The sequence below is a fragment of the Sporacetigenium sp. TC11 genome (assembly GCF_058146105.1).
Window position 1 is genome coordinate 1 of record NZ_JBYVNY010000014.1, and the last position, 21,801, is coordinate 21,801.

The window sequence follows — 21,801 nt, forward strand, 5'->3', positions numbered from 1 at the left end:
TTCCTCAGGCTGCTAGAGTTTCCGTACCGCCATTGTTTAACTCTTTTATTAGTCTTATTAAAGATACATCACTTGCTGCTACAATAACTGTTACTGAGATGTTCCAAATAGCTCAGAGAATTACAGCGGCAACTTATGAACCTTTATGGATGTATATTGAAGTGGCATTTGTATATCTTATGTTCTGTAGTGTATTATCAGCAGTTCAGCATAGGATGGAAAAAAGACTTGAAAGATATGTGACAAAGTAATGCAGGAGGAAATTTTATGATAGATATAAAAGGTTTACGTAAGAGCTTTGGAAGTAATGAAATTTTAAAGGGCATAGACTTACAGGTTAACAAAGGAGAGACTGCAGTTATTATTGGGCCGTCAGGCTCAGGGAAAACAACTCTCCTAAGATGTATAAATTTATTAGAAACTCCGAATGATGGTTCTATAACAATCGGAAAAAGTGAGCTATCATTTAATGAAGGTAAAAAGGTGTCTAATACTGAAACATTAACACTTAGACAACGAACTGGAATGGTATTTCAAGGTTTTTATCTGTTTCCTCATATGACAGTTATAGAAAATATAATGGAGGGACAGGTAACGGTATTAAAACGTTCAAAGAAAGAAGCCAGTGAAAAAGGTATTAAGCTTTTAGATAAAGTTGGACTTTTGGATAAAAAAGATCAGTATCCACATGAACTCTCAGGAGGTCAGCAACAAAGAGTAGCTATTGCCCGTGCTATGGCAATGGATCCTGAGGTTTTGTTATTTGATGAACCTACTTCTGCCCTAGATCCAGAGTTAGCATCTGAAGTTTTAAAGGTAATGAAAGATCTTTCTAAAGAAGGAATGACAATGGTAGTAGTAACTCATCAAATGAGCTTTGCAAGAGATGCAGCTCATAAGGTTGTTTTTATGGATAACGGATCAATTGTTGAGGTTGGCACACCTGGACAAATTTTTGAAAATGCTAATAATGAACGATTAAAGCAGTTTTTGAGTATGATAGATCATTAAAACATCTTAATCATGCATACAAAAAATAACCCTACTATACAGTAGGGTTATTTTTTGTATGCGTTATTTTACTTTATATCAGATATATTAATTACAAATATTTAACAATAAACCAAAAAATTACATTTTCTTCACAGTTTCTTCACAATTCTTCGTTATTATAAACCAGTAGGCAAGTAGCAAGGTGAATTTTCAGAAAATTAATAAAAAGTTTCTTATTTGTAATAAGTGAGAAATGAACCGTAACAAGGAGGAAATATAATGAACAAAGGAACTATAGTAGCAGCTATAGGTTTATCTGCGTTAAGCTTAGGTATAAGTGCAAATGAATCTTATGCACAAGAAGTAGGAACTGTAACAGCTAGTGCATTAAATGTAAGAACTGGAGCGGGAATTGATTATAGTAAAATAACATTGGTATATAAAGGAGATAAAGTAGAAATATTGTCTTCTTCAAATGGATGGTATAATATAAGATTAAGTAATGGGGAAACAGGATGGGCATCTGGTGACTACATAGTAAAAGGTGATTCTTCAAATGATAGTTTACAAGTTTCTCAAGGAAAAGCTAAAGTTACAGCATCGGCATTAAATGTAAGAACAGGACCATCAACTTCATATTCTAAAATAGGTCTATTAAATAATGGGCAAATTGTAGATATATTAGAAAAAAGTGGAGATTGGTCAAAGATAAAAACATCAAGTGGATTAATAGGATGGGTATCAAGTACATATTTAACTTCTGATATAAGTAATACAAGCGAAGATACTCAAGCTCCATCTAGAGGAGAAGGAAGAGAAGCTGTTGTAGAATTAGCTTATCAACAATTAGGCAAGCCATACGTATGGGGAGCAGAAGGACCTAATAGTTTTGATTGTTCTGGCCTTACTTGGTTTGTATATAAAAATGCCATGGGTAAAACTATACCTAGAACTTCAATAACTCAAAGTCAGTATGGGCAATATGTATCTAGGTCAGAACTTCAACCTGGAGATTTAGTATTTTCAGATACTGATAATAATGGAAGTGTAAATCATGTTGGTATATACATAGGAAACGGAAAAATGATACATGCACCAAAAACTGGTGATGTAGTTAAAATATCAGATATAAATACTACATATTATAAAAGCGTATATGTAACAGCTAGGAGACCTTAATAAAAAATAGCTTGATAAGTTGATTATCAAGCTATTTTTTATTATTTATTAAGTTTTTTAAAATTTTAACCTTATTTTGTAATTACCGTTGTGTATTAGGAAATATTATCATATATCCAGTTTGCTTTTTCAGTAGAAGATCTAATACATCCATTACTTAATGCTTGTCCTAATCTAGAGTATATAATTTTTGTACTAGATTTATTTTAAATTAAAGGCATATAAATAATTGTATTGTAAAAAAATAGTTATATTGATAACAAGTAACTAGAATTGTAGTATTAATGTACAAATGAATATTCATAAAAAAAACACGAAAATAGTTTATTTTTTCACGAGAAGCACACATAAGAGTGGTAATATATATGTGCAGATAAAAATATACTATTAAATAGATAATATTATATTTGCTCCCTTTTAATTTATATATAAAAAAGGACCTTACTAAAATTAGTAAGGTCTTTTTTCATATTCATTATATTTTTAATATTAATCTAATGTTAATGGAAGCTCATATCCTAAATATCCTTCCAATTCATCCTTTAATGAAACAGGGTCTCTCATAGCCCTAGACATTGCATCAGATAGTATGTTAGCTTGATCGTAAGTTGAAGTCCAAGCAAATAGTCCGCCTAAACAATTTTCAAGCACATATAATCCTTTATAATATATAGCAAGTGAATTGTCGTATGACATAGCAAAGTCTAAATCCGAGTTTTGAATTAAATAAGAAGCCTTAGCTTTATCATCCCATTTAGCTGTAAAACCGCTCTTATTTATATAATTTCTTCTTAATTCATCAAAAGTTTTAAAAATAGAGGCACCTAATCTTCCATAAAAAGGAATCCCAAGTAGTAATTGTTCAGGTGGCATTCCAGCGCCTATTAGATTTTTAACCCATATATCAACGGTAAACCCTGGTAGTGATAAGCTTGAAGGGAATAAGTTTGCTTGATGTTTTCTAGCATTTCTACTTGTTGATGGTTCTCCAGCTGTAAAGTCATAAGCCATTATATTAAAATAATCTATTATAGGTGCTATAGCAGCAATATCTGCACTTCTTCTAAGATAATCTTGTGATCCAGTACCTGCAACACTTAGCCATTTATCTTGGCCTATTGCATTTCTTACATCTTGAAGTAAAACTGTGAAGTTTGCTCTATCTTGAGGTGTAGCTTTTATTCCAGCAGCGCCTACTCCTGGATATTCCCAGTCCATATCAACGCCATCTAATCCATATTCATTTATAGTACGAACTATACTTTGAGCAAATGTATTTCTTCTAGCAGAATTTGCAGCGGTATCAGAGAATCCTTCAGCACCCCATCCACCTATAGCTAAAACAACTCTAAGATTAGGGAATCTTTCTTTATAAGATACCAACTGTCTTAAATATTGAGGTTGAGGTACTGATATTGTTGAATCAGGATTTATCTCACCGAATGCAAATATAGCAACATCATGTAAACTAGCATCAAAGTTTTGAGGATTACCATATACATAATTTACAACTAATCTATTTTTTGCATTTGGGCAATTAGCACCTGGAAGTTGTGGCTGAGGAAGTCCTACTGGAGGTGTAACAGGAGCTACAGCTGCAGCTTCTACTACATTTCCTTCTATATAATTTTGATTTCCATTACTTATAGGCGTTTTACCTTGTGTTGCAGGCAATTGATTTACTCTATCTGGTGTTAGACATAAGTACCAATCCATACAGGCATAACCATTACCACAATTTGAAACTCTTTCTTTTAGTTGTTCCCATGTTTGAGGATAAGGCATTATTACAGGCATACCTGGAATCCAATTGGCTGGAGTAACAACCTTTTGTGCATCTCCAGTTTGAAGTGAGTCTAGTATTCTCAGTATTTCAGGTATATTTCTACCTGTTGATGATGGATAGTAAAGTATTGTTCTTAAAACTTGATTAGGGTCTATTATAAATACTGCTCTTACAGTTGATGTTTCACTCATATCAGGAGATATCATACCGTAAAGTCTTGCAATCTTAAAACTTCTATCATCTATTATAGGAAATGGTATTTCAACTCCAGTGTGTAAGTATATATTATAAACCCACGCTAAGTGAGAAGGAGTACTGTCTATACTCAAGCCTATAAGTTGTGCATTTTTACTTCTAAATTGAGGATAGTATTTAGCAAATGATAAAAATTCAGTTGTACAAACAGGTGTAAAATCTCCTGGATGTGAAAATAATACAACCCACTGACCTCTAAAATCAGATAAGCTAATACGTCCAAATGTTGTGTTTGCAGTAAAATCAGGGGCTTTAGCTCCTAAATTTGGTAAGGAAGGCATTATAAATCACTCCTTAAAATATATTTTCCTCTTTTTATAATATTAAATTTAATTTAAAAATGTTACTAATAAAATTGATATTTTTTGTAAAATATGGTATATTAATTATGGAATTATATGTAGGTTTTTGGAAAATTTTGGGAGGAAGAGACATGAAAAAGGTTTTAAGGACATTTCTTCAAACAGCTAGTTTATGTGCTGTAGTGGTAATGTTGACAATGGGGATAAACGCTATACTAGGGGTAAATATTAGCATAAGCTATTATATGGTTATGTTGGCAGGATTTGTTGTATTATCTTTTATATGGAGTTTTGGAATGTATTTACTACAGTTAAAGGGCTTAGGGGCTCCTGTTAAACAAAATATAAGAAGTAAGAAATCCGTTAGTTCTGTTAGAAAAACAAATTATGATTATCAAACAAATAATGTAAGAAAACGTAAAGTATCTTAAAAAGCATGGATTATCCATGCTTTTTTTATATACATAAATTACCATGTATAATTTTATGCAGAATCCTTTTAAAACCTAGCTTTGTAAGGTATATTATTTATTGTAGAAAATATGTAGAGGGGGCAATTAATAATGGCAAACCTTTTTAGTTCTTATGAAATAAAAGATATGGAGTTAAAAAATAGAATAGTTATGGCTCCAATGTGTATGTATAGCTCTAATTCTTATGGTTATGTTGAAAACTTTCATTTAGTTCATTATACTTCAAGAGCTATAGGGGGAGTAGGTCTTATAATACTAGAATCTACAGCAGTTGATCCAGAAGGTAGACTTACTGATAAAGATCTAGGTATATGGGATGATTCTCACATAGAAGGGTTAAAGAAAATAGTAGATGAATGCCACAAATATGGAGCTAAAGTAGCCATACAATTAAACCATGCTGGAAGAAAATCTACTACAACAAAAGAACCTATAGCACCAAGTGCTATAAAATATAATGATGAATACCTTACTCCTAGTGAGATGACTAAGGATAATATAAAAAGAGTACATAAGGCTTTTGTTAATGGTGTAAGACGTGCAAATGAAGCTGGATTTGATGCTATAGAAATACATGGTGCTCATGGATATTTAATAAGTGAGTTTTTATCTCCGCTAACTAACGAAAGAACTGATGAGTATGGTGGATACAAAGAAAATAGAGTTAGATTTTTGGATGAATTAATAAGTGAAGTTAAAAATGTGTGGCCAAATAATAAACCTTTAATGCTTAGAGTTTCAGCACAAGACTACATAGAAAATGGAAATAGTGCAGAAGATATAGCTGATATGATAAATCTTATGGACAATAAGGTAGATATTATAAATGTAAGTACTGGTGGAGTTGTAGATACTAGAGTAGATTATTATCCTGGATATCAAATTAATCACAGTGAGATTATAAAAAATATAACTAATATACCTACAATAGCTGGTGGACTTATAACAAATTCATATATGGCTGAGGAAATAATAAGAAATAATAGGGGAGATTTAGTATTTCTTGGAAGAGAATTACTTAGAAATCCTTATTTCCCACTACAAGCAGCTAATGAATTAAATTATGAAATTAATTGGCCAGAACAATATACAATAGCTAATAAATAATATAAAAAATCACCATGGAATTAACATGGTGATTTTTTGTACATAAACAAGTATACAGTATATATAAACATACTTTATTTTTAATTTTATAAATTTGTGATAAAATAAATAACATAAAAAAGTGAATTTTTATAAAATTATGAAGTATCTCTAAATAAAGGGAGTGTTTATATATGGAAAATATGCTACAACAAAATGCTTACAATTCTTTATACGAAATATTTTCTTCGGCTTGCTATTGCATGGATTTAGATTTAAATGAATTTTGCAATGAACTTTTAAATTATATAAATGATGAAAAAGAACTTACTCATATAAGTAACTACTACGATTTTTTACAAAATGAAAACCATTATAAAAATAATTTTGACATAAGGGATTTAATACACACAGAAATAGAAGCTATATTCAAGTATGAAACTATGGATAGTAAAAAAGAGTTAATAAGAATCTTTAATGAAAACATAAAAGTAGAAATGATTAGGACGTTAGATAAATATTATTATAATGTATAGCATTTAAACCTCTTATTGTATATTAAATATAATAAGAGGTTAATTTTTGTAAGAAAGGAAAATGTCTATGTCAGATTTGCCAAAATGGGATGTTATAGGAGAAGGAGTTATAGGATATAGCCACAAAGTTTCGAAAACTAGCTGCCAGGATTTTATTTCATATGAAAAACTTGATAATGGTGTTGTAATAGCCCTTGCAGATGGCCATGGAAGCCCATCTTGTATGCATAGTGAAATTGGCTCAAAGCTTGCGGTTGAAACAGCTGTTGATATACTAAAAAACATTTATTACAAGGTATACGATGGAAAGAATAGAGATGAAAAAAGACAAAATAGAAGACTAGAACATATAGAAAAAATTTTAAGAAGTGATAAGTTTAAAAAAAATATAGAAGATATGTGGAAGAAAAAAGTAGAAGACCACCATAAAACAATATATCCTGTCGTATATAAAACTAACTATGTTAAATATGGAACAACTTTACTTGCTACTTTGGCAACAGAAAATTTCATAGTATACATGAAAATAGGGGATGGAGATATATTTACCTATAGTAAAACAGAATCAGAAATATATGAAAGAATAATAGAAAAAGATAAAGGTATATATAACCTTATAGTAAATTCAATGTGTTTAGAGAGCGCATATAAGTACATGGATATAGAATTTAATAATTTTTATAATAAAAAGCCTCCTTGTGCTGTGTTTTTATGCACTGATGGTTATTCTAATTCATTTGAATTAGATGAAGAAATTTTTAAATCCCTAAAAAATTATTATGAAATTATAAAAGTTGGTAAAAAAGAAAATATACAAAGAACTTTAAATCTAGAACTTGAGATCATGTCAAAGCTGAAAAGCAAAGATGATATATCATTTGGGATTGTTTACAACATTGTTACTTAACATAGGTTGTATTTGACCATAGTTATAAACATATGGTAAAATTTATAATAAGATTTTTCCAAAGTAAAGGGGATTGCAAAATGACTATCAAAAGAATAAAAAATACAGCTGTGTTATTATCTTTAACTTCAGTTTTAATAATTTTAACTGGCTGCAATTCAAAACAAGGAATTGAATCTTCAAAATTAGGTGAAAAAGTTGCAGAGCAAACAAAAGTTTCAGGAGTAGAAGATGCACAAAAAGAAGAAGTTGAAAGTTTTAAAAAAGAATCAATAATTGAAGAAAAATCACAAAATATAGTAAAATCTGAAGAATTTAAAAAACAACAACTACAAGAAGCTACTCAACATATGAACGAAAGCTTTGATATAAAAACCCAGATAAAAGGAGAAGTAAGTACCACTTTGACCAAAGCAGATATAAGTTCTTTAAAACTAAGCAATGAAAAATTATCTAAATACAACAGTGAATTAGAGTTACAATTTGCTAAATATCCAAACTTAACTCAAGAAGACTATAACAGTTCACTAAAGATTATAGATAGTATGATAAATGAAATAAATAATATGAATAAAATTCAAAATAATTCGGATGAATTTAAAGGCCTTTTGGTAAATACTATAGAAGGTTTGGTAACTACAAAAAATTATATTACACAGAGTAGAAATCACGACTTAACATCGCAACAAGCGGTATTAGTACCTGAATTATTAAAAAAATGTATAGATATATATAACGACAATATGGGTGGTATATTATTATCAATAAATGATTATGTGTATAGTAAATAAATACTAAGTTTTGTAGGGCTGTTATACTAACAGCCTTTTGTTATGTATGTTTACATGCAGATTATGTAGTTAATAATAGATATATTGTATGTAATATTACAATATTGAAACATTTTAATTGAACCTTTTTGGCGTTTATAATAAATATGTGTGATATAATATTTTAATATAAGATATAAGGGCAAATAGTGTAAAGGGTGGTATTATAATGGGTATAAAACTGTATATAGATAAAATAGTAGAGTATATAGATAGCAACAGTAAGAAGATATTTACAATAACTATATCAGTATTTGCTATCTTAGTTCTATCAATAGTTTTATTTATAGGAATTGGCAATATGTCTGTAAGTAAAGAAGTAGGCGCATTAATAAACTATATAGAGCAAAGAAAATATAGTCAAGCTATATCCTATTATGAAAAAACTAAGGAAGATTTAGGACCAAAAGAAGAAAAGAGGTTCGAAGATAATGTTGGAAAAAAGATAAATAAAATATTATTAGAATATGGATCTAAATATATAGATGGAGAAATAGGCAAAGAGTATTTAATAGGATTTATAAATACTATAGACAAGATGAGAACGATACAACTAGATGGTGAAAGCATATTAAAACAATCTGAAGAAGTGAAAAATATGTATGTAACTGATAAGGTAGATTACAAAACTGCAAACGGATATATAAATGCTGTATCTAATTTAAATATAGCTAAATATGAAATAGAATCTTATGCTACAACTATAAATACTTACGAAGAATCAAGGGTAGTATACAAAGATGCAATGCAAAAACAAGAAAAGAAAATGTATAAAGAAGCTATAGAGTCATACAAAAAGGTTATTAAAGAAGATACTAAATACTATGAATTAGCTCAAAAGAAGACAAATGAATGTATAGATACTATGTATGATTATTATATAACAAAAGCTGAAGAATACAACAAAGAAGGAAATTATACAGAGGCATTGGAGACTATAAACTATTTACAAAAGCATTATATTGATGATGAAAAAGTATATAAACTACATCAAAAGTATAGCAAAAATGTTGATAAATACAATATGAATAACACTGAAATATTAAACTTAATAGTAAAAAAAATAAAGATAGATAGAGAAAAATTAGATGTTGGTATATATCAAGATATGATAGGAGCTAAAAAGTATTATTATGTAGAGGCTTCTTTACAAAATAAGATTATTAATAAATTTTTAATAGATGCAAAAACAAAAAAACTTTATGGATACTTAGATGTGGATATAGCGTATAATGGCAACGGCTGCGATGGATATTGGAGAAAAAATGAAAAGGGAGTAATAGAATTTGCCATAAATAAAGATGAAGCAGTTAATTTAATTAGAAATAAAACAAAGGAATTTGACAAAAAACTTAGAAATATAGAATATATTGGAAAACAAAAAGCAGTTAGATATTTAGGTAAAGACTATGAAGAAAATCTAAAAAAATTATACAAAGGTAAGTACGATATAAATTACTATATTGTAGGTAAGTCTGGATTTTTCTCAAAATACGTATTTATAGTAGATCCATATGAAAATAAAGTTTACTACTGCGGAGAAAATGGTATAACTAATATTAAATAAACAGATGAGGGGAGATCTTAGATGAAATTAAGTAAAATGCAAATTAGTGTAGGGGCAGCCATTATTGTTGGAATAATAGTAATTCCGCTTGTATTTGTATCATCTGCAACTAATAACAATAAAATAATACCTAATACTTATGTTGATAATATAAATATAGGTGATTTAACTAAAGACGAAGCAGTTAAAAAATTAGAAAAAGAATACAACGAAAGAAGTATAACAATAAAATATAATGAAAAGTCATGGAATATACTGCCTAGTGACATAGATTTTAAATATAATATAGGACAAACAGTAGATGATGCTTATAACTCTAGTAGAGATGGAAGTTTTATTGAAAATGCATCAGATGTTGTATCAGCAAATTTTGGTAATAAAACTAATATAAAGTTAGAATTAGATTACGATAAATCAAAACTTGATAAAAAGCTAGGCGAAATATCTAAGGAAGTTGATGTAGCCGCAAAGGATGCAACTATAAATGTAAATGGTTCTAGTATAGCTGTAACTACAGAGCAAGTAGGAAAGAAAGTAGAAATATCAGGTACTAAAAAGGCTATAGAAAATGGAATAATAAATAATAATTTTTCAATAGACTTAGTTGTAAAAGAAGATAAGCCTGAAGTTACTGAAGAACAATTAAAACCTATAGATACTGTGCTTGGACAATATTCAACTAATTTTAAGGCAAGTGTGGCAGGAAGAAGCTATAATGTTAGACTAGCAGCACAAAGTACAAGTAATACATTACTTATGCCAGGAGAAGAATTTTCATACAACAATTCAACAGGTCCAAGAACTATAGCAAACGGATATCAAAATGCTCCTGTTATAGTACAAGGAGAATTACAAGAAGGTGTAGGTGGGGGAGTTTGTCAGGTATCTACAACTTTATATAATGCAGTATTATACTCAGGAGTAGACATAACTAGTTTAAGAAATCACTCTATACCTTCAAGTTATGCGCCAAAGGGAAGAGATGCAACAGTAGCTTATGGAGCAATAGATTTTAAATTCAAAAATAATTTTAAACACCCAATATATATAAAAAATACAGTATATGGAAACACTGTACTTTCTCAAATATATGGAGCAAAAGAAGATAAGAAAAATATAGAAATAGTTACAACTACAGACAAGGTAGTAGCATCCTCTGTTAAAAGAGTTAATGATAAAAACTTAGAAGCAGGAAAAGAGAAAATTACTCAAAAGGGAAGAGATGCATATTCTGTATCAACATATAGAGTGTATAAAGACGGAAGTGGAAAAGAAGTAAAAAGAGAGAAAGTAATTAGCGCTTACTATCCTGGAAAGCAAACTGTGATAGCTGTTGGAACTAAAGTACCAGTGGCACCACCAGTTACACCAGAAAAACCACCAGTGACTCCAACACCACCAGTTACACCAGAAAAACCACCTACACCAACACCGCCAGTAAAACCGCCAGTAAAACCGCCAGTAAAACCGCCAGTAACACCCCCAGCTCAATAAATAATAAATTAATGAACCTAGCCGTTGGAAACATATCCAACGGTTTTTTAATATGGTAGTTATATTAATTATTAATTTTTAATATATATTTAATATACTATTAGGTTTAAGGAGTAGACATTATGGCGAAAGGTAGATTTGTTAAAAATAATAAACTAAAATTAATTGGATCAATAGTTTTAAGCGTATGTATAATTGCAGTATGTATAATGTTTTTTAATAATAAATATATGAATACAAGTACTATATCTGAAAATATCTACATAGAAAGAGCATACGTAGGCAACCTTACAAAATCAGAGGCTGTAAAACAATTAGAAAAAAGATATAAACCAAATACCATAAGACTTATATATGAGGATAAAATTTGGAATATAAAACCAGATGAGATAAACTTAAGGTATAATATAAAAAATAGTGTAGAAAATGCTTATAACTATACGAGAGATAAATCATATATTAAAAATGTAGCAAGAATTATTGAGTTACATAAAGGAAATAAAAAGAGTTTAAAACTAGAAGCTATTTATGACGAAGCAAAATTAAGTGAAATTATGCAAACAATATCAAATGATATAAATATAGTTATGAAAGATGCTACTTTAAATGTAAATGATGGAGGAGCTATTGAAACAACAGAAGCTACGGAAGGTAAGCAAGTAGACATAGGAAAAACCAAAGAATCTATATACAATGTTATAAATGAAAAGAAATTTGAGGAAATACAAATAGTTGTAAATACTGTACCTCCAAATATAACTAATGAAGATGTTAAAAGTGTAGATACTATATTATCACAATTCACTACAACTTTTAACCAGTATTCTTCAGACAGAGCTCACAATATATCAAAAGCAGGTCAAAGCACTAGTAATATAATTTTAATGCCAGGTGAGGAGTTCTCATACAACAATTTGACAGGTCCTAGAACTGGATATAATGGATATAGAAATGCTCCTGTAATCCGAAATGGAAAACTCCAAGATGGAGAAGGGGGAGGTGTGTGTCAGGTATCTACTACTATATATAATGCTGCACTTTATGCAGGACTTGAAATAACGGAAGTTAGAAATCATTCACTCCCATCTCATTATGCTCCAAAGGGAAGAGATGCTACAGTTGCTTATGGGTATCTAGATTTTAAATTTGAAAATCCTTATAACCATCCTATATATATTAAGAATATAGTTAAAAACGGTCATGTAACTACAAAAATATATGGATGTAGTAAAGATAGACAAATAGTGCAAATAAAAACAGAACAAAAAAGGGAAAAAGATAATTATATAGTAAAAACATATAGAATATTTAGAGATTCAAAAGGTAAGGAAGTAAAAAGAGAGCAGATAAGTACTAGTAAGTATATAATTGAAAAATAATAAAGATAAAGGGGCAGTTCAGATGAATTAGCCCCTTTATCTTTATTTTTATGTTTTATAAAATGACAATAAGTGGTATTATATAATTGTATTACATTTTTTGTAAATGTAGTTTTGGAGGGTGACGATATGAGAAACATTAAGGTGTTTTTGTATAAAGACAATATAAGTTATGATTTAAATAAGCATATAAAAAAAACATATAATGTTGACAGTGTTGAATATGTATATGTAAACAATGACTATATAATGAATAATAAAGATGTTTTTTTTGAAAAGTTTATAGATTGCGATCTAGCTTTTATTGTATATGATTTGGACAAATATATGGATGATTTATACATAACAAAAACGTTGGATTTTGTATCTAAGGTATCATATACTGCTGATATATTTACTACTGGAATATTTTTGAAAGAAAATAACTTTAAAAAATACAATACAACTAAATTTAAGAGAAATATTAATAAATTAAAAAAGAACTTAGATTCTATTTTATTACTAAATAAGAATGATGAGTTTGATAATGTAGAGTCACATATAATGGAAGATATAATAGACATATTAATAGATAAGAAAATAAAAATGGGAGATATAAAATTTTGTCTAAAAGATGGTGGAATGTCATATTTAAGTAAGGCGCGCACAAGGGGAAGAGGAAAAGAAAAATATACAGATGTTATGGATAAGATTTTACAAAATAAGGATGTATATGAAATATTAGATAAAACTTGGTCTGTAATAATGAAAATAAGATGTGATAAAACTCCTTATTTAATAAATGATTACATAGATTATTTTAAGGAAAAGTTTGATTACAATTTAAACTTAATATACTACATATATGAAGAAGAAGATATGAACGATGATGTTGAAATGACAATTATAGTAACAGAATCTTAAGAAGAGCATAGCTCTTCTTTTTTTAATTCAAGGAAATTTATAAAATAGAACCTATTTTATAACAAAGACATATTATATATAAATTACCAAAATAGGGGGGATAGTTTTGAGCTATTATAATCCATATACAAACTATTTAAATAAAGTATATACAAGTCAAAGACAAACACTTCCGAATAAAATAGCACTAAGGGCAAATAACGGGCAGTATGTAGTAGCAGAAAATGGAGGTGGAGGTCCTGTTAATGCTAATAGAAATGAAGTAGGACCATGGGAGACATTTACAGTAGTAGATAGAGGTCAAAATAAAGTGGCACTACAAGCAAACAACGGTCAGTATGTATCAGCAGAAGGCGGAGGAGGAAGAGAGTTAGTAGCAAACAGAGATCAAATAGGACCATGGGAAACATTTACAGTAGTGGACAGAGGCCAGAATCAAATAGCACTAAGAGCAAACAATGGTCAGTATGTAGTAGCAGAAAACGGAGGCGGTGGTGCTGTTAATGCAAATAGAGATCAAGTAGGACCATGGGAAACATTTAGAGTTGTCAATCGAGCACAACAAACGCCACAGCCACAACCTCCAAGCCAAGGCAGAACTGTAGCACTAAGAGCAAATAATGGCCAGTATGTAGTAGCAGAAAATGGAGGAGGAGGTCCTGTTAATGCAAACAGAGACCAAGTAGGACCATGGGAAACATTTAGATTAATAGATAGAGGTCAAAATAGAGTAGCATTACAAGCAAATAATGGTCAGTATGTATCGGCAGAAGGTGGAGGCGGAAGAGAGCTAGTAGCAAATCGAGACCAAATAGGACCATGGGAAACATTTAGATTAATAGATAGAGGCCAAAATAAAATAGCACTACAAGCCAATAACGGTCAGTATGTAGTAGCAGAAAACGGCGGCGGAGGTGCTGTTAACGCAAATAGAAGTGAAATAGGGCCATGGGAAACATTTACACTTGTAAATGTAGGTCAACAACCGCAACCTCAACCACAACCTCCAAGCCAAGGTAACAAGGTAGCTCTTAGAGCTAATAATGGGAAATATGTAGCAGCAGAGGGCGGAGGAGGAAAAGAGTTAGTAGCAAATAGAGATGAAGTAGGGCCATGGGAAACTTTTAGATTAATAGATAGAGGAAGAAACCAAGTAGCATTACAAGCAAATAATGGTCAATATGTATCAGCACAAAGTCAAGGAAGAGAGCTAATGGCAAACAAAGATCAAATAGGTCAATGGGAAACTTTCACAATAGTAAGACTTCCAGGAAGAATAATAGCTTTAAGATCTAATAATGGTAGATATGTAAGACTAAGACCTAGTGATAATAAACTAGTAGCAGATTTTAGACTTCAAGGTGATAATGTATCTCAAAGCATATTCTTTGAACTAGTAAATGTTAGAAGATAATAAAAGGGAATGGCTTAGCCATTCCCTTATTTAGTAGAACTTATTATTATATCTAATTCATCTTCATATATAGTTTCTTTTTCAATTAGCTTATTTGCTATATCTTCTAAGATGTTTCTGTTCTTAGTTAAGAGTTCTAGTGTGTCATGATATAATTTTTTTGATAACTTTTTGGCTTCATTTAGTATTTCACCTTCGTTGAGTTTATCAAACATAGTTAAATTTAACATACCTATATGTTCGCTCATACCGTAAATTTCTATTATCTGCCTTATTGTATTTGTAGCTTGCTTTATGTCATTTGACGCTCCTGTTGTTATTTTATTTTCATCCTTTAACAAAAGATATTCGGCAATTCTACCACCATAAGCTATTTTTACATTGTTCATAAGGTATTCCTTAGATGTAAGACTTTCTTGTTCTGGAACTCTAAAAGTAACACCACCTGCCCCAGATGTAGATGGGATAATTGTTACTTTTGGTATGGAATCCTTACCAACTAACTTTGCAACTAGGGCATGACCTGCTTCATGCCATGCAACTAAATTTCTTTGATATTCATCTATATGTCTATTTTTCTTTTTATCACCTTCCATAACTACTCTAAAAAATGCATCATCTATATCATCTTTTGTTATTTCATTATGGCCTTTATTTACAGCTATTATTGTAGATTCATTTATAAGTGTAGCCAAATCAGCACCGCTAAATCCAACTGTTTCTCTAGCTAGACTTTGCAAACTAACATTGCTTGAGAGTTTTTTGTTTTGTGCATATATTTTAAGTATTTCAAGTCTATCCTTTTGCTGTGGAAGTGGAACGTATACGTGTCTGTCAAATCTTCCAGATCTAGTTAAGGCATCATCTAATATGTCCTTTCTATTAGTAGCGGCAAGGACGATTATACCACAACTTCCATTAAAACCGTCAAGTTCTGTAAGAAGTGCATTTAAGGTCTGATCTTTTTCACCATTTGAGGCATTTGGACTTCTTTTTGATCCAACTGCATCTATTTCATCTATAAATATAACACAAGGAGCTATTTTCTTTGCTTCACCAAATAATTCTCTAACTCTTTTAGCACCTACGCCTACATACATTTCCATAAATTCAGATCCACTAGCATATAAAAATGGAACATGTGCTTCTCCAGCAATAGCTTTTGCCATCATTGTTTTACCTGTACCTGGAGGACCGTATAATATAACACCTTTTGGTAGTTTAGCGCCCATTTCATTGTATTTTTTAGGATTTTTAAGGAATTCAACTAAAAACTCCATATCTTCTTTTACTTCTTCATTTCCAGCTATATGGGTAAATTTAACACTAGATGTAACCCTTCTAGATTTTTTCTTTCCTGATTGTCTAGGCTTTATGAAATTGTGATAAACTATATACCCAAATAATATTAAGAATACAAGTTGTAGCAAGTTGTATATTAGCATATTTGTAGATGTATCTGAATTCGCTTCAACAACCTCAACATTGTTTTTTAGTAAATATTCTTTGAAGTCTTCAGTTCTAGGATTGTCAGTTGTATATGATTTTCCTTGTTTATCCGTAAATTTAAACTTAGGATCTACAAAATTTATAGTAACTTTTTCTACATCTTGCTTTTGTACCATAGATGTAAAAGTATTATATGAAGTTTCTTTAATTGATCTTTCTTGTAACGAAGATAAAAGTGTAGTAAAAGGTATAAATGGTATTATAAACATTAAAGCGATAATAACGTATAAAGCTATAAACTGCGGATCCCATGGTTTTTTGGGTCCTTTAGAATTATTAGAGTTTTTAGCCATATAAAACCCGAGCCTCCTTAAAAAAAGCATAATTATAATAATTATTATGTGATTATATATATTTTTTTATTACTAATAGGCAAAATATATATACAATAAATAATTTGGAGGTAATTAATATGAATATAAGAAAAGTTACTATACACGACTTAGGAAGTAATGAATATATGCTTATGTTAATGGATGGAAATAACAAACCACAAATGAGTGAAAGTATGAATGAAGAACAGATGTTGCAAAAGATTGTAGAATATAAAAACACTTATAAATTAAATGAAAGCGATATAAGTGTGTCTGTAGGATATCATTTGGTTTTATTAGAACAAGAAGAAATAAATTCTTTAAAAAACAAAATAGATAATATATTTTCTAATTGATATTGATTAAATTTTTGAAAAATATTATAATTAATACAAACATATGAACAATTATTCATATATTGTATTGAGGGGGACAAATTTATGAGAAACGCTGACACTATAGAAAGTTGCAAATGTAATTTTATACATGAAGATATAGTAAGTGATGCTAGGGAGAATATGCCACAAGAAGAAATGCTATACGATTTAGCTGAGTTGTTTAAGGTATTTGGAGATACAACTAGAGTTAAAATACTTTATGCATTATTTTCATCTGAAATGTGTGTATGTGATATAGCGAACTTACTTGGAATGACTCAATCTGCAATATCGCATCAATTAAGAGTACTAAAACAAGCTAGACTTGTTAAATATAGAAAAGATGGAAAAGTTGTTTATTACTCATTAGATGATGATCATATAAAACAAATATTTAATTGTGGTCTATGTCATATAAATGAAGTTTACAGCAAATAATGGGGGTAAAATTATGGAGATGAGTATAGTAAAAAAAGAATTAATAGTAGATGGATTAGATTGTGCTCATTGTGCAACTAAAATAGAAACTAAAGTAAATGAATTAAATGAAATAGAAAAAGCAACTATGAACTTTATGAATAAAACATTAACTGTAGAAATAAATTCAAACAATTTAGATGAAGTTATATCAAAAATAGCTAAAATAGCTGATGAAGTAGAACCAGGATCAACAGTATCATTAAAGGGAAGTAAAGCCCAAAAGTCTTATACAAAGATATTTTTACTAGAAGGGTTAGGCTGAGCTCACTGTGCTTCTAGTATAGAAGAAAAGACTAGTAAATTAGATGAAGTTAAAAAAGCAACTATGAACTTTATGAATAAAACATTTACTGTAGATATAGACGAAAAGTACGATGTTGATGAAGTTGTAACTAAAATAGTAAATATAATAGATATTACTGAACCTGGACTTAATATAACTATACAAGACAAGAAAAATAATAATACACATACGCATTCACATACACATAATGAAAATTTCTTAAAAGAAAATAAAAAAGAACTTATGGTATTAGGTATAGGGGCTTTGGTTTATATATTTGGTATATTCGAGTCTTTTATAAATACCTCAGAAATTCTAAGCAATATTATATTTTTAATAGCATATATAGTTGTAGGTGGAGAAGTTTTACTAAGAGCAGCTAAAAACATAACTAAAGGACAGGTATTTGATGAAAACTTCTTAATGTCAATTGCAACATTGGGTGCAATAGCAATAGGAGAATTCCCAGAAGCAGTAGGTGTTATGCTTTTTTACCAAATAGGAGAGTTCTTCCAGCATATGGCTGTAGATAAATCAAGAAAATCTATATCATCGCTTATGGAAATAAGACCAGATTATGCAAATCTTAAAGTAGATGGTGATATTAAAGTAGTTTCTCCTTATGATGTTAATGTAGGAGATTATATAGTTGTAAAACCAGGAGAAAAAGTTCCTCTAGATGGAAAAGTAGTAGATGGAAACTCTATGTTAGATACATCTGCATTAACTGGTGAATCAGTTTTAAGAGATGTATTTGTAGGAGATGAAGTATTATCTGGATTTATAAACAAAAACTCACTAATAACTATTGAAGTTACAAAGGAGTTTAATGATTCTACTGTAGCTAAAATACTTGATTTAGTTGAAAATGCAAGTAGCAAAAAATCTAAAACTGAAAACTTTATAACAAGATTTGCAAAATATTATACTCCAGCAGTTGTTATATGTGCACTTGCAATAGCACTTGTACCACCTATGTTTACAGAGGCAAAAGATTTAGGGGATTGGTTTTATAGAGGGCTTATATTCTTAGTAGTATCTTGTCCTTGCGCACTAGTATTATCTATACCTTTGAGTTTCTTCAGTGGAATAGGTAATGCATCTAAAAATGGTATTCTTATAAAGGGAAGTAACTATTTAGAAGCACTTAAAAACGTAGAAACTATAGTATTTGACAAAACAGGTACTTTAACAAAGGGAGTATTTAAGGTAACAAAAATAGAACCAAGTGGTATAAGTGAAGATAAACTTTTAGAATATGCAGCTATAGCAGAATGTAACTCTAATCATCCTATAGCTAAATCAATAATAAAATCTTATAACAAAGAAATAAACAAAGATAAAATATCTAAATACGAAGAAGTTCCAGGACTTGGTATAAAAGTGCAATATGAAGAAAGCTATATATTAGCTGGTAATGATAAGTTAATGAAAGATGAAAATATAATGTTCTTACCTGTAAATGAAAGTGGAACAGTAGTTTATATAGCTATAAATGGAAGATTCAAAGGGTATGTAGTTATATCGGATGAAATAAAAGATGATTCAAAAGATGCTATAATTAACTTAAAAAAATCTGGTATAAAACAAGTTGTAATGCTTACAGGTGATAATAAGTTAGTAGCAGAAAAGGTAGGAAATGAGTTAAATATAGATAAAGTTTATTCTAATTTATTGCCACATGAAAAGGTAGAAAAATTAGAAGAGATATATAGTATTAAATCAGAAAAAGGAACTATAGCATTTGTAGGAGATGGTATAAATGATGCACCAGTACTTGCAAGAGCAGATGTTGGTATAGCAATGGGAGGACTTGGTTCAGATGCTGCAATAGAAGCAGCTGATATAGTTTTAATGACTGACGAAATAAGCAAGCTTACTAAGGCTATAGAAATAGCAAAGAAAACAAATGCAGTAGTATGGCAAAATATAATATTTGCCCTTGGTATAAAACTTATTGTATTAGTTTTAGGAGCAGGTGGTATAGCTACAATGTGGGAAGCTATATTTGCAGATGTTGGAGTAGCAGTAATAGCAATATTAAATGCTATGAGAGTAATGAAATAGAAAAATCGCTGTCTGTATAGACAGCGATTTTTCTATTTTAATATACTTAAGTTATCAAATGTTATGGTTTGAGTTATATCAAGAGAACTTGGTATATAAGTTATTTTAACCAAATCTCCTTCTTTAGTTAAAGGAAGTTCTTGACTTTGTGTTATTGAAGAAGTAATTATCTTGTTGTAACTATCTAACAATATTGAATAATATGTGTCCCCATCTTGAACAAAGCTATTTATTCTTAATACTTTTCCAGATAACTCTTTTTTATCTCCAGCTGAGTTTATTAATATATTTTTACTTGATAGTGTTTTTATATAATTATTTCTAGTTTCTTCTACGTTTTCACCCACACCTATTAATGTATAGTCTTCAACGTTTACCATAGCATAGGACTTAGTTAAGTTATTTTTATCTTGTAGTGGAACAAAGTAAGTAGGAGTATTTTCAACTCTCATAAGTATAGGAAATGACCCTGTGTATCCTAAATTTTGCACTTTACCTTCAGCAGTACCTATAGCTGCTGTTTCTGTAGCTCCACTTGATTTAAAGTAAGATGTTTCCATTGTTCTTGTATCAACTAAATAAAATCCTAAAGAACTTTCATCTTTTCCTATACTAGTAATTCCAGTGTAGTAATAGCATTTTCCTTCATTGTATACCATTCCAACGCCTTCAGTTGCTTTTAATTTTCCATTATCGTTAAAAGGAGAAAATCCTCTTATATATTCACCTCTAAGGTTAATGTTATTTCTAACAAATGGAAGAGGTTGTATTCTATCGACCCATTTAGGAGCACTATCTATGTTATACTCTTTTATTTTTCCACTTTGAGCATCTACTATTGCAACTCCTACAGCTTTTCGGCCACTTAACCCTATAGTATTTTTATAAATAGTAGCAGTATAATAAGGTTTTAGGTTGTCATCAACTTCAAATGTAAAGTCGGTGTATAACTTAGTAGGATCATTAAAATATAATGTTCTTTGTAAGTCTTGATTGAAGAATGATTTTGGTTGATATTTTAGTTTACCATCTATAATTTTACTTTCTTTGTTGTTTGCATCCACCATTATATATGGAGTACCTAAACTTTTATTGTTAAACCAAGAGAAGAAATTTTTATGCTCAATTGGAGCAACCCAATAAAGGCTACCACCTACATTTTGTAGTGTTAAGTCTCCTAAATAAGCTCTACTCCCTAGGTTTCCGCCATAATCACCAAGTTGTTTATCTGCTACTCTACTTGCAGTTTCTTCTGTGACTATTGGAGCCTTACTTATGTCAAATGGTTCTATTTCTTTGTTAAACTCTTTTTCTACAGGGTTAGGAAGTAAGTTTTTATAATCTTTTGCATTAAATATAGGAGATGTTGTAATAAATCCTATTATAAAGGCAATACCAATAAAACTTATCAATCCAAGGACATATTTGCTCCATAAATCAGGTTTGGTAGGATTACTACTAAATACAGGAATTAATATTGCCGACAATATAAATATAAGTATTGAAAAAATAAATACAGATTTTATATCTTTAGCAAACGGAACTAATAAAAAATAATCTGCTATTACTCCAAGTAATAGAATAATAAAAACACCTATAATATTGAATTTTTTGCTAATCATATACATACCCCTTCTAATTTATTTATTAATAATAAACTTAGTTAA

General features: G+C 29.8%; 20 protein-coding genes. 17 read left to right on the forward strand and 3 right to left on the reverse strand.

The genetic code is table 11. From position 1 onward, the window contains the following. The 3 genes from ACUSRV_RS15370 to ACUSRV_RS15380 all read left to right on the forward strand — a co-directional run. Positions 1 to 251: ABC transporter permease subunit (locus tag ACUSRV_RS15370; protein WP_490142851.1), on the forward strand; the 251-nt coding region annotated here is incomplete at its 5' end. 16 nt (positions 252 to 267) lie between these two features. Next, entirely contained in the window at positions 268 to 1,011 is a 744-nt protein-coding gene (locus ACUSRV_RS15375; RefSeq protein WP_490142852.1) for an amino acid ABC transporter ATP-binding protein, read from the forward strand. 261 nt (positions 1,012 to 1,272) lie between these two features. After that, positions 1,273 to 2,172 carry a C40 family peptidase gene (locus ACUSRV_RS15380; RefSeq protein ID WP_490142853.1) on the forward strand — a complete coding sequence of 300 codons (900 nt, stop codon included), beginning with the start codon at positions 1,273 to 1,275 and terminating at the stop codon, positions 2,170 to 2,172. A gap of 489 nt (positions 2,173 to 2,661) precedes the next feature. On the opposite strand, the gene ACUSRV_RS15385 is transcribed toward ACUSRV_RS15380, so the two are convergent. Further along, the gene (locus tag ACUSRV_RS15385; RefSeq protein ID WP_490142854.1) at positions 2,662 to 4,494 is read right to left on the reverse strand and encodes a peroxiredoxin; all 1,833 of its coding nucleotides are present in this window, start codon (positions 4,492 to 4,494) and stop codon (positions 2,662 to 2,664) included. A gap of 152 nt (positions 4,495 to 4,646) precedes the next feature. Between ACUSRV_RS15385 and ACUSRV_RS15390 the strand changes: the two genes are divergently transcribed. The 10 genes from ACUSRV_RS15390 to ACUSRV_RS15435 all read left to right on the forward strand — a co-directional run bounded on the left by ACUSRV_RS15390 (position 4,647) and on the right by ACUSRV_RS15435 (position 15,104). After that, entirely contained in the window at positions 4,647 to 4,946 is a 300-nt protein-coding gene (locus ACUSRV_RS15390; protein ID WP_490142855.1) for a hypothetical protein, read from the forward strand. A gap of 132 nt (positions 4,947 to 5,078) precedes the next feature. After that, on the forward strand, positions 5,079 to 6,095 hold the full coding sequence (gene namA / locus ACUSRV_RS15395) for an NADPH dehydrogenase NamA (protein ID WP_490142856.1): 1,017 nt from the start codon (positions 5,079 to 5,081) through the stop codon (positions 6,093 to 6,095). 173 nt (positions 6,096 to 6,268) lie between these two features. Next, entirely contained in the window at positions 6,269 to 6,610 is a 342-nt protein-coding gene (locus ACUSRV_RS15400; protein WP_490142857.1) for a hypothetical protein, read from the forward strand. Between the two features lie 67 nt (positions 6,611 to 6,677). Next, positions 6,678 to 7,517, forward strand: coding sequence for a PP2C family serine/threonine-protein phosphatase (locus tag ACUSRV_RS15405; RefSeq protein WP_490142858.1), 840 nt, complete (start codon positions 6,678 to 6,680; stop codon positions 7,515 to 7,517). A gap of 80 nt (positions 7,518 to 7,597) precedes the next feature. Continuing rightward, the gene (locus tag ACUSRV_RS15410) at positions 7,598 to 8,308 is read left to right on the forward strand and encodes a hypothetical protein (protein ID WP_490142859.1); all 711 of its coding nucleotides are present in this window, start codon (positions 7,598 to 7,600) and stop codon (positions 8,306 to 8,308) included. A gap of 208 nt (positions 8,309 to 8,516) precedes the next feature. Next, positions 8,517 to 9,914, forward strand: a complete 1,398-nt coding sequence (locus ACUSRV_RS15415) for a UbiD family decarboxylase (protein WP_490142860.1) — start codon at positions 8,517 to 8,519, stop codon at positions 9,912 to 9,914. Between the two features lie 21 nt (positions 9,915 to 9,935). After that, complete coding sequence (locus ACUSRV_RS15420) at positions 9,936 to 11,408, forward strand: VanW family protein (RefSeq protein ID WP_490142861.1); 1,473 nt, start codon at positions 9,936 to 9,938, stop codon at positions 11,406 to 11,408. 122 nt (positions 11,409 to 11,530) lie between these two features. Continuing rightward, positions 11,531 to 12,787 carry a VanW family protein gene (locus ACUSRV_RS15425; protein ID WP_490142862.1) on the forward strand — a complete coding sequence of 419 codons (1,257 nt, stop codon included), beginning with the start codon at positions 11,531 to 11,533 and terminating at the stop codon, positions 12,785 to 12,787. A gap of 129 nt (positions 12,788 to 12,916) precedes the next feature. Next, positions 12,917 to 13,690 carry a hypothetical protein gene (locus ACUSRV_RS15430; protein WP_490142863.1) on the forward strand — a complete coding sequence of 258 codons (774 nt, stop codon included), beginning with the start codon at positions 12,917 to 12,919 and terminating at the stop codon, positions 13,688 to 13,690. A gap of 106 nt (positions 13,691 to 13,796) precedes the next feature. Further along, positions 13,797 to 15,104 carry a DUF7910 domain-containing protein gene (locus tag ACUSRV_RS15435; RefSeq protein ID WP_490142864.1) on the forward strand — a complete coding sequence of 436 codons (1,308 nt, stop codon included), beginning with the start codon at positions 13,797 to 13,799 and terminating at the stop codon, positions 15,102 to 15,104. Between the two features lie 26 nt (positions 15,105 to 15,130). Here ACUSRV_RS15435 and ACUSRV_RS15440 read toward each other — a convergent pair whose 3' ends face one another. Then, positions 15,131 to 16,906, reverse strand: a complete 1,776-nt coding sequence (locus ACUSRV_RS15440) for an ATP-dependent metallopeptidase FtsH/Yme1/Tma family protein (protein ID WP_490142865.1) — start codon at positions 16,904 to 16,906, stop codon at positions 15,131 to 15,133. 119 nt (positions 16,907 to 17,025) lie between these two features. On the opposite strand from ACUSRV_RS15440, the gene ACUSRV_RS15445 reads away from it, so the two are divergent. From ACUSRV_RS15445 to ACUSRV_RS15460, 4 genes are all read left to right on the forward strand, one after another. Beyond that, on the forward strand, positions 17,026 to 17,283 hold the full coding sequence (locus tag ACUSRV_RS15445; RefSeq protein WP_490142866.1) for a hypothetical protein: 258 nt from the start codon (positions 17,026 to 17,028) through the stop codon (positions 17,281 to 17,283). An 84-nt stretch (positions 17,284 to 17,367) separates the two neighbouring features. Next, complete coding sequence (locus ACUSRV_RS15450; RefSeq protein WP_490142867.1) at positions 17,368 to 17,742, forward strand: ArsR/SmtB family transcription factor; 375 nt, start codon at positions 17,368 to 17,370, stop codon at positions 17,740 to 17,742. Between the two features lie 13 nt (positions 17,743 to 17,755). Further along, on the forward strand, positions 17,756 to 18,046 hold the full coding sequence (locus ACUSRV_RS15455) for a cation transporter (RefSeq protein WP_490142868.1): 291 nt from the start codon (positions 17,756 to 17,758) through the stop codon (positions 18,044 to 18,046). Between the two features lie 63 nt (positions 18,047 to 18,109). Then, positions 18,110 to 20,134, forward strand: coding sequence for a heavy metal translocating P-type ATPase (locus ACUSRV_RS15460; RefSeq protein WP_490142869.1), 2,025 nt, complete (start codon positions 18,110 to 18,112; stop codon positions 20,132 to 20,134). Positions 20,135 to 20,166: 32 nt separating this feature from the next. Here the strand turns inward: ACUSRV_RS15460 and ACUSRV_RS15465 are convergent, their stop codons facing one another. Further along, a complete protein-coding gene (locus ACUSRV_RS15465; protein ID WP_490142870.1) occupies positions 20,167 to 21,756 on the reverse strand; it encodes a hypothetical protein in 1,590 nt (529 codons plus the stop codon). Positions 21,757 to 21,801: the final 45 nt, after the last annotated feature.

Excerpts from the sequence above, each read along its gene's own strand:
- ACUSRV_RS15375 (WP_490142852.1), top strand. The coding sequence starts at position 268 with ATGATAGATATAAAAGGTTTACGTAAGAGCTTTGGAAGTAATGAAATT.
- ACUSRV_RS15380 (WP_490142853.1), top strand. The coding sequence starts at position 1,273 with ATGAACAAAGGAACTATAGTAGCAGCTATAGGTTTATCTGCGTTAAGC.
- ACUSRV_RS15385 (WP_490142854.1), bottom strand. The coding sequence starts at position 4,494 with ATGCCTTCCTTACCAAATTTAGGAGCTAAAGCCCCTGATTTTACTGCA.
- ACUSRV_RS15390 (WP_490142855.1), top strand. The coding sequence starts at position 4,647 with ATGAAAAAGGTTTTAAGGACATTTCTTCAAACAGCTAGTTTATGTGCT.
- namA (WP_490142856.1), top strand. The coding sequence starts at position 5,079 with ATGGCAAACCTTTTTAGTTCTTATGAAATAAAAGATATGGAGTTAAAA.
- ACUSRV_RS15400 (WP_490142857.1), top strand. The coding sequence starts at position 6,269 with ATGGAAAATATGCTACAACAAAATGCTTACAATTCTTTATACGAAATA.
- ACUSRV_RS15405 (WP_490142858.1), top strand. The coding sequence starts at position 6,678 with ATGTCAGATTTGCCAAAATGGGATGTTATAGGAGAAGGAGTTATAGGA.
- ACUSRV_RS15410 (WP_490142859.1), top strand. The coding sequence starts at position 7,598 with ATGACTATCAAAAGAATAAAAAATACAGCTGTGTTATTATCTTTAACT.
- ACUSRV_RS15415 (WP_490142860.1), top strand. The coding sequence starts at position 8,517 with ATGGGTATAAAACTGTATATAGATAAAATAGTAGAGTATATAGATAGC.
- ACUSRV_RS15420 (WP_490142861.1), top strand. The coding sequence starts at position 9,936 with ATGAAATTAAGTAAAATGCAAATTAGTGTAGGGGCAGCCATTATTGTT.
- ACUSRV_RS15425 (WP_490142862.1), top strand. The coding sequence starts at position 11,531 with ATGGCGAAAGGTAGATTTGTTAAAAATAATAAACTAAAATTAATTGGA.
- ACUSRV_RS15430 (WP_490142863.1), top strand. The coding sequence starts at position 12,917 with ATGAGAAACATTAAGGTGTTTTTGTATAAAGACAATATAAGTTATGAT.
- ACUSRV_RS15440 (WP_490142865.1), bottom strand. The coding sequence starts at position 16,906 with ATGGCTAAAAACTCTAATAATTCTAAAGGACCCAAAAAACCATGGGAT.
- ACUSRV_RS15445 (WP_490142866.1), top strand. The coding sequence starts at position 17,026 with ATGAATATAAGAAAAGTTACTATACACGACTTAGGAAGTAATGAATAT.
- ACUSRV_RS15450 (WP_490142867.1), top strand. The coding sequence starts at position 17,368 with ATGAGAAACGCTGACACTATAGAAAGTTGCAAATGTAATTTTATACAT.
- ACUSRV_RS15455 (WP_490142868.1), top strand. The coding sequence starts at position 17,756 with ATGGAGATGAGTATAGTAAAAAAAGAATTAATAGTAGATGGATTAGAT.
- ACUSRV_RS15460 (WP_490142869.1), top strand. The coding sequence starts at position 18,110 with ATGAACTTTATGAATAAAACATTTACTGTAGATATAGACGAAAAGTAC.
- ACUSRV_RS15465 (WP_490142870.1), bottom strand. The coding sequence starts at position 21,756 with ATGATTAGCAAAAAATTCAATATTATAGGTGTTTTTATTATTCTATTA.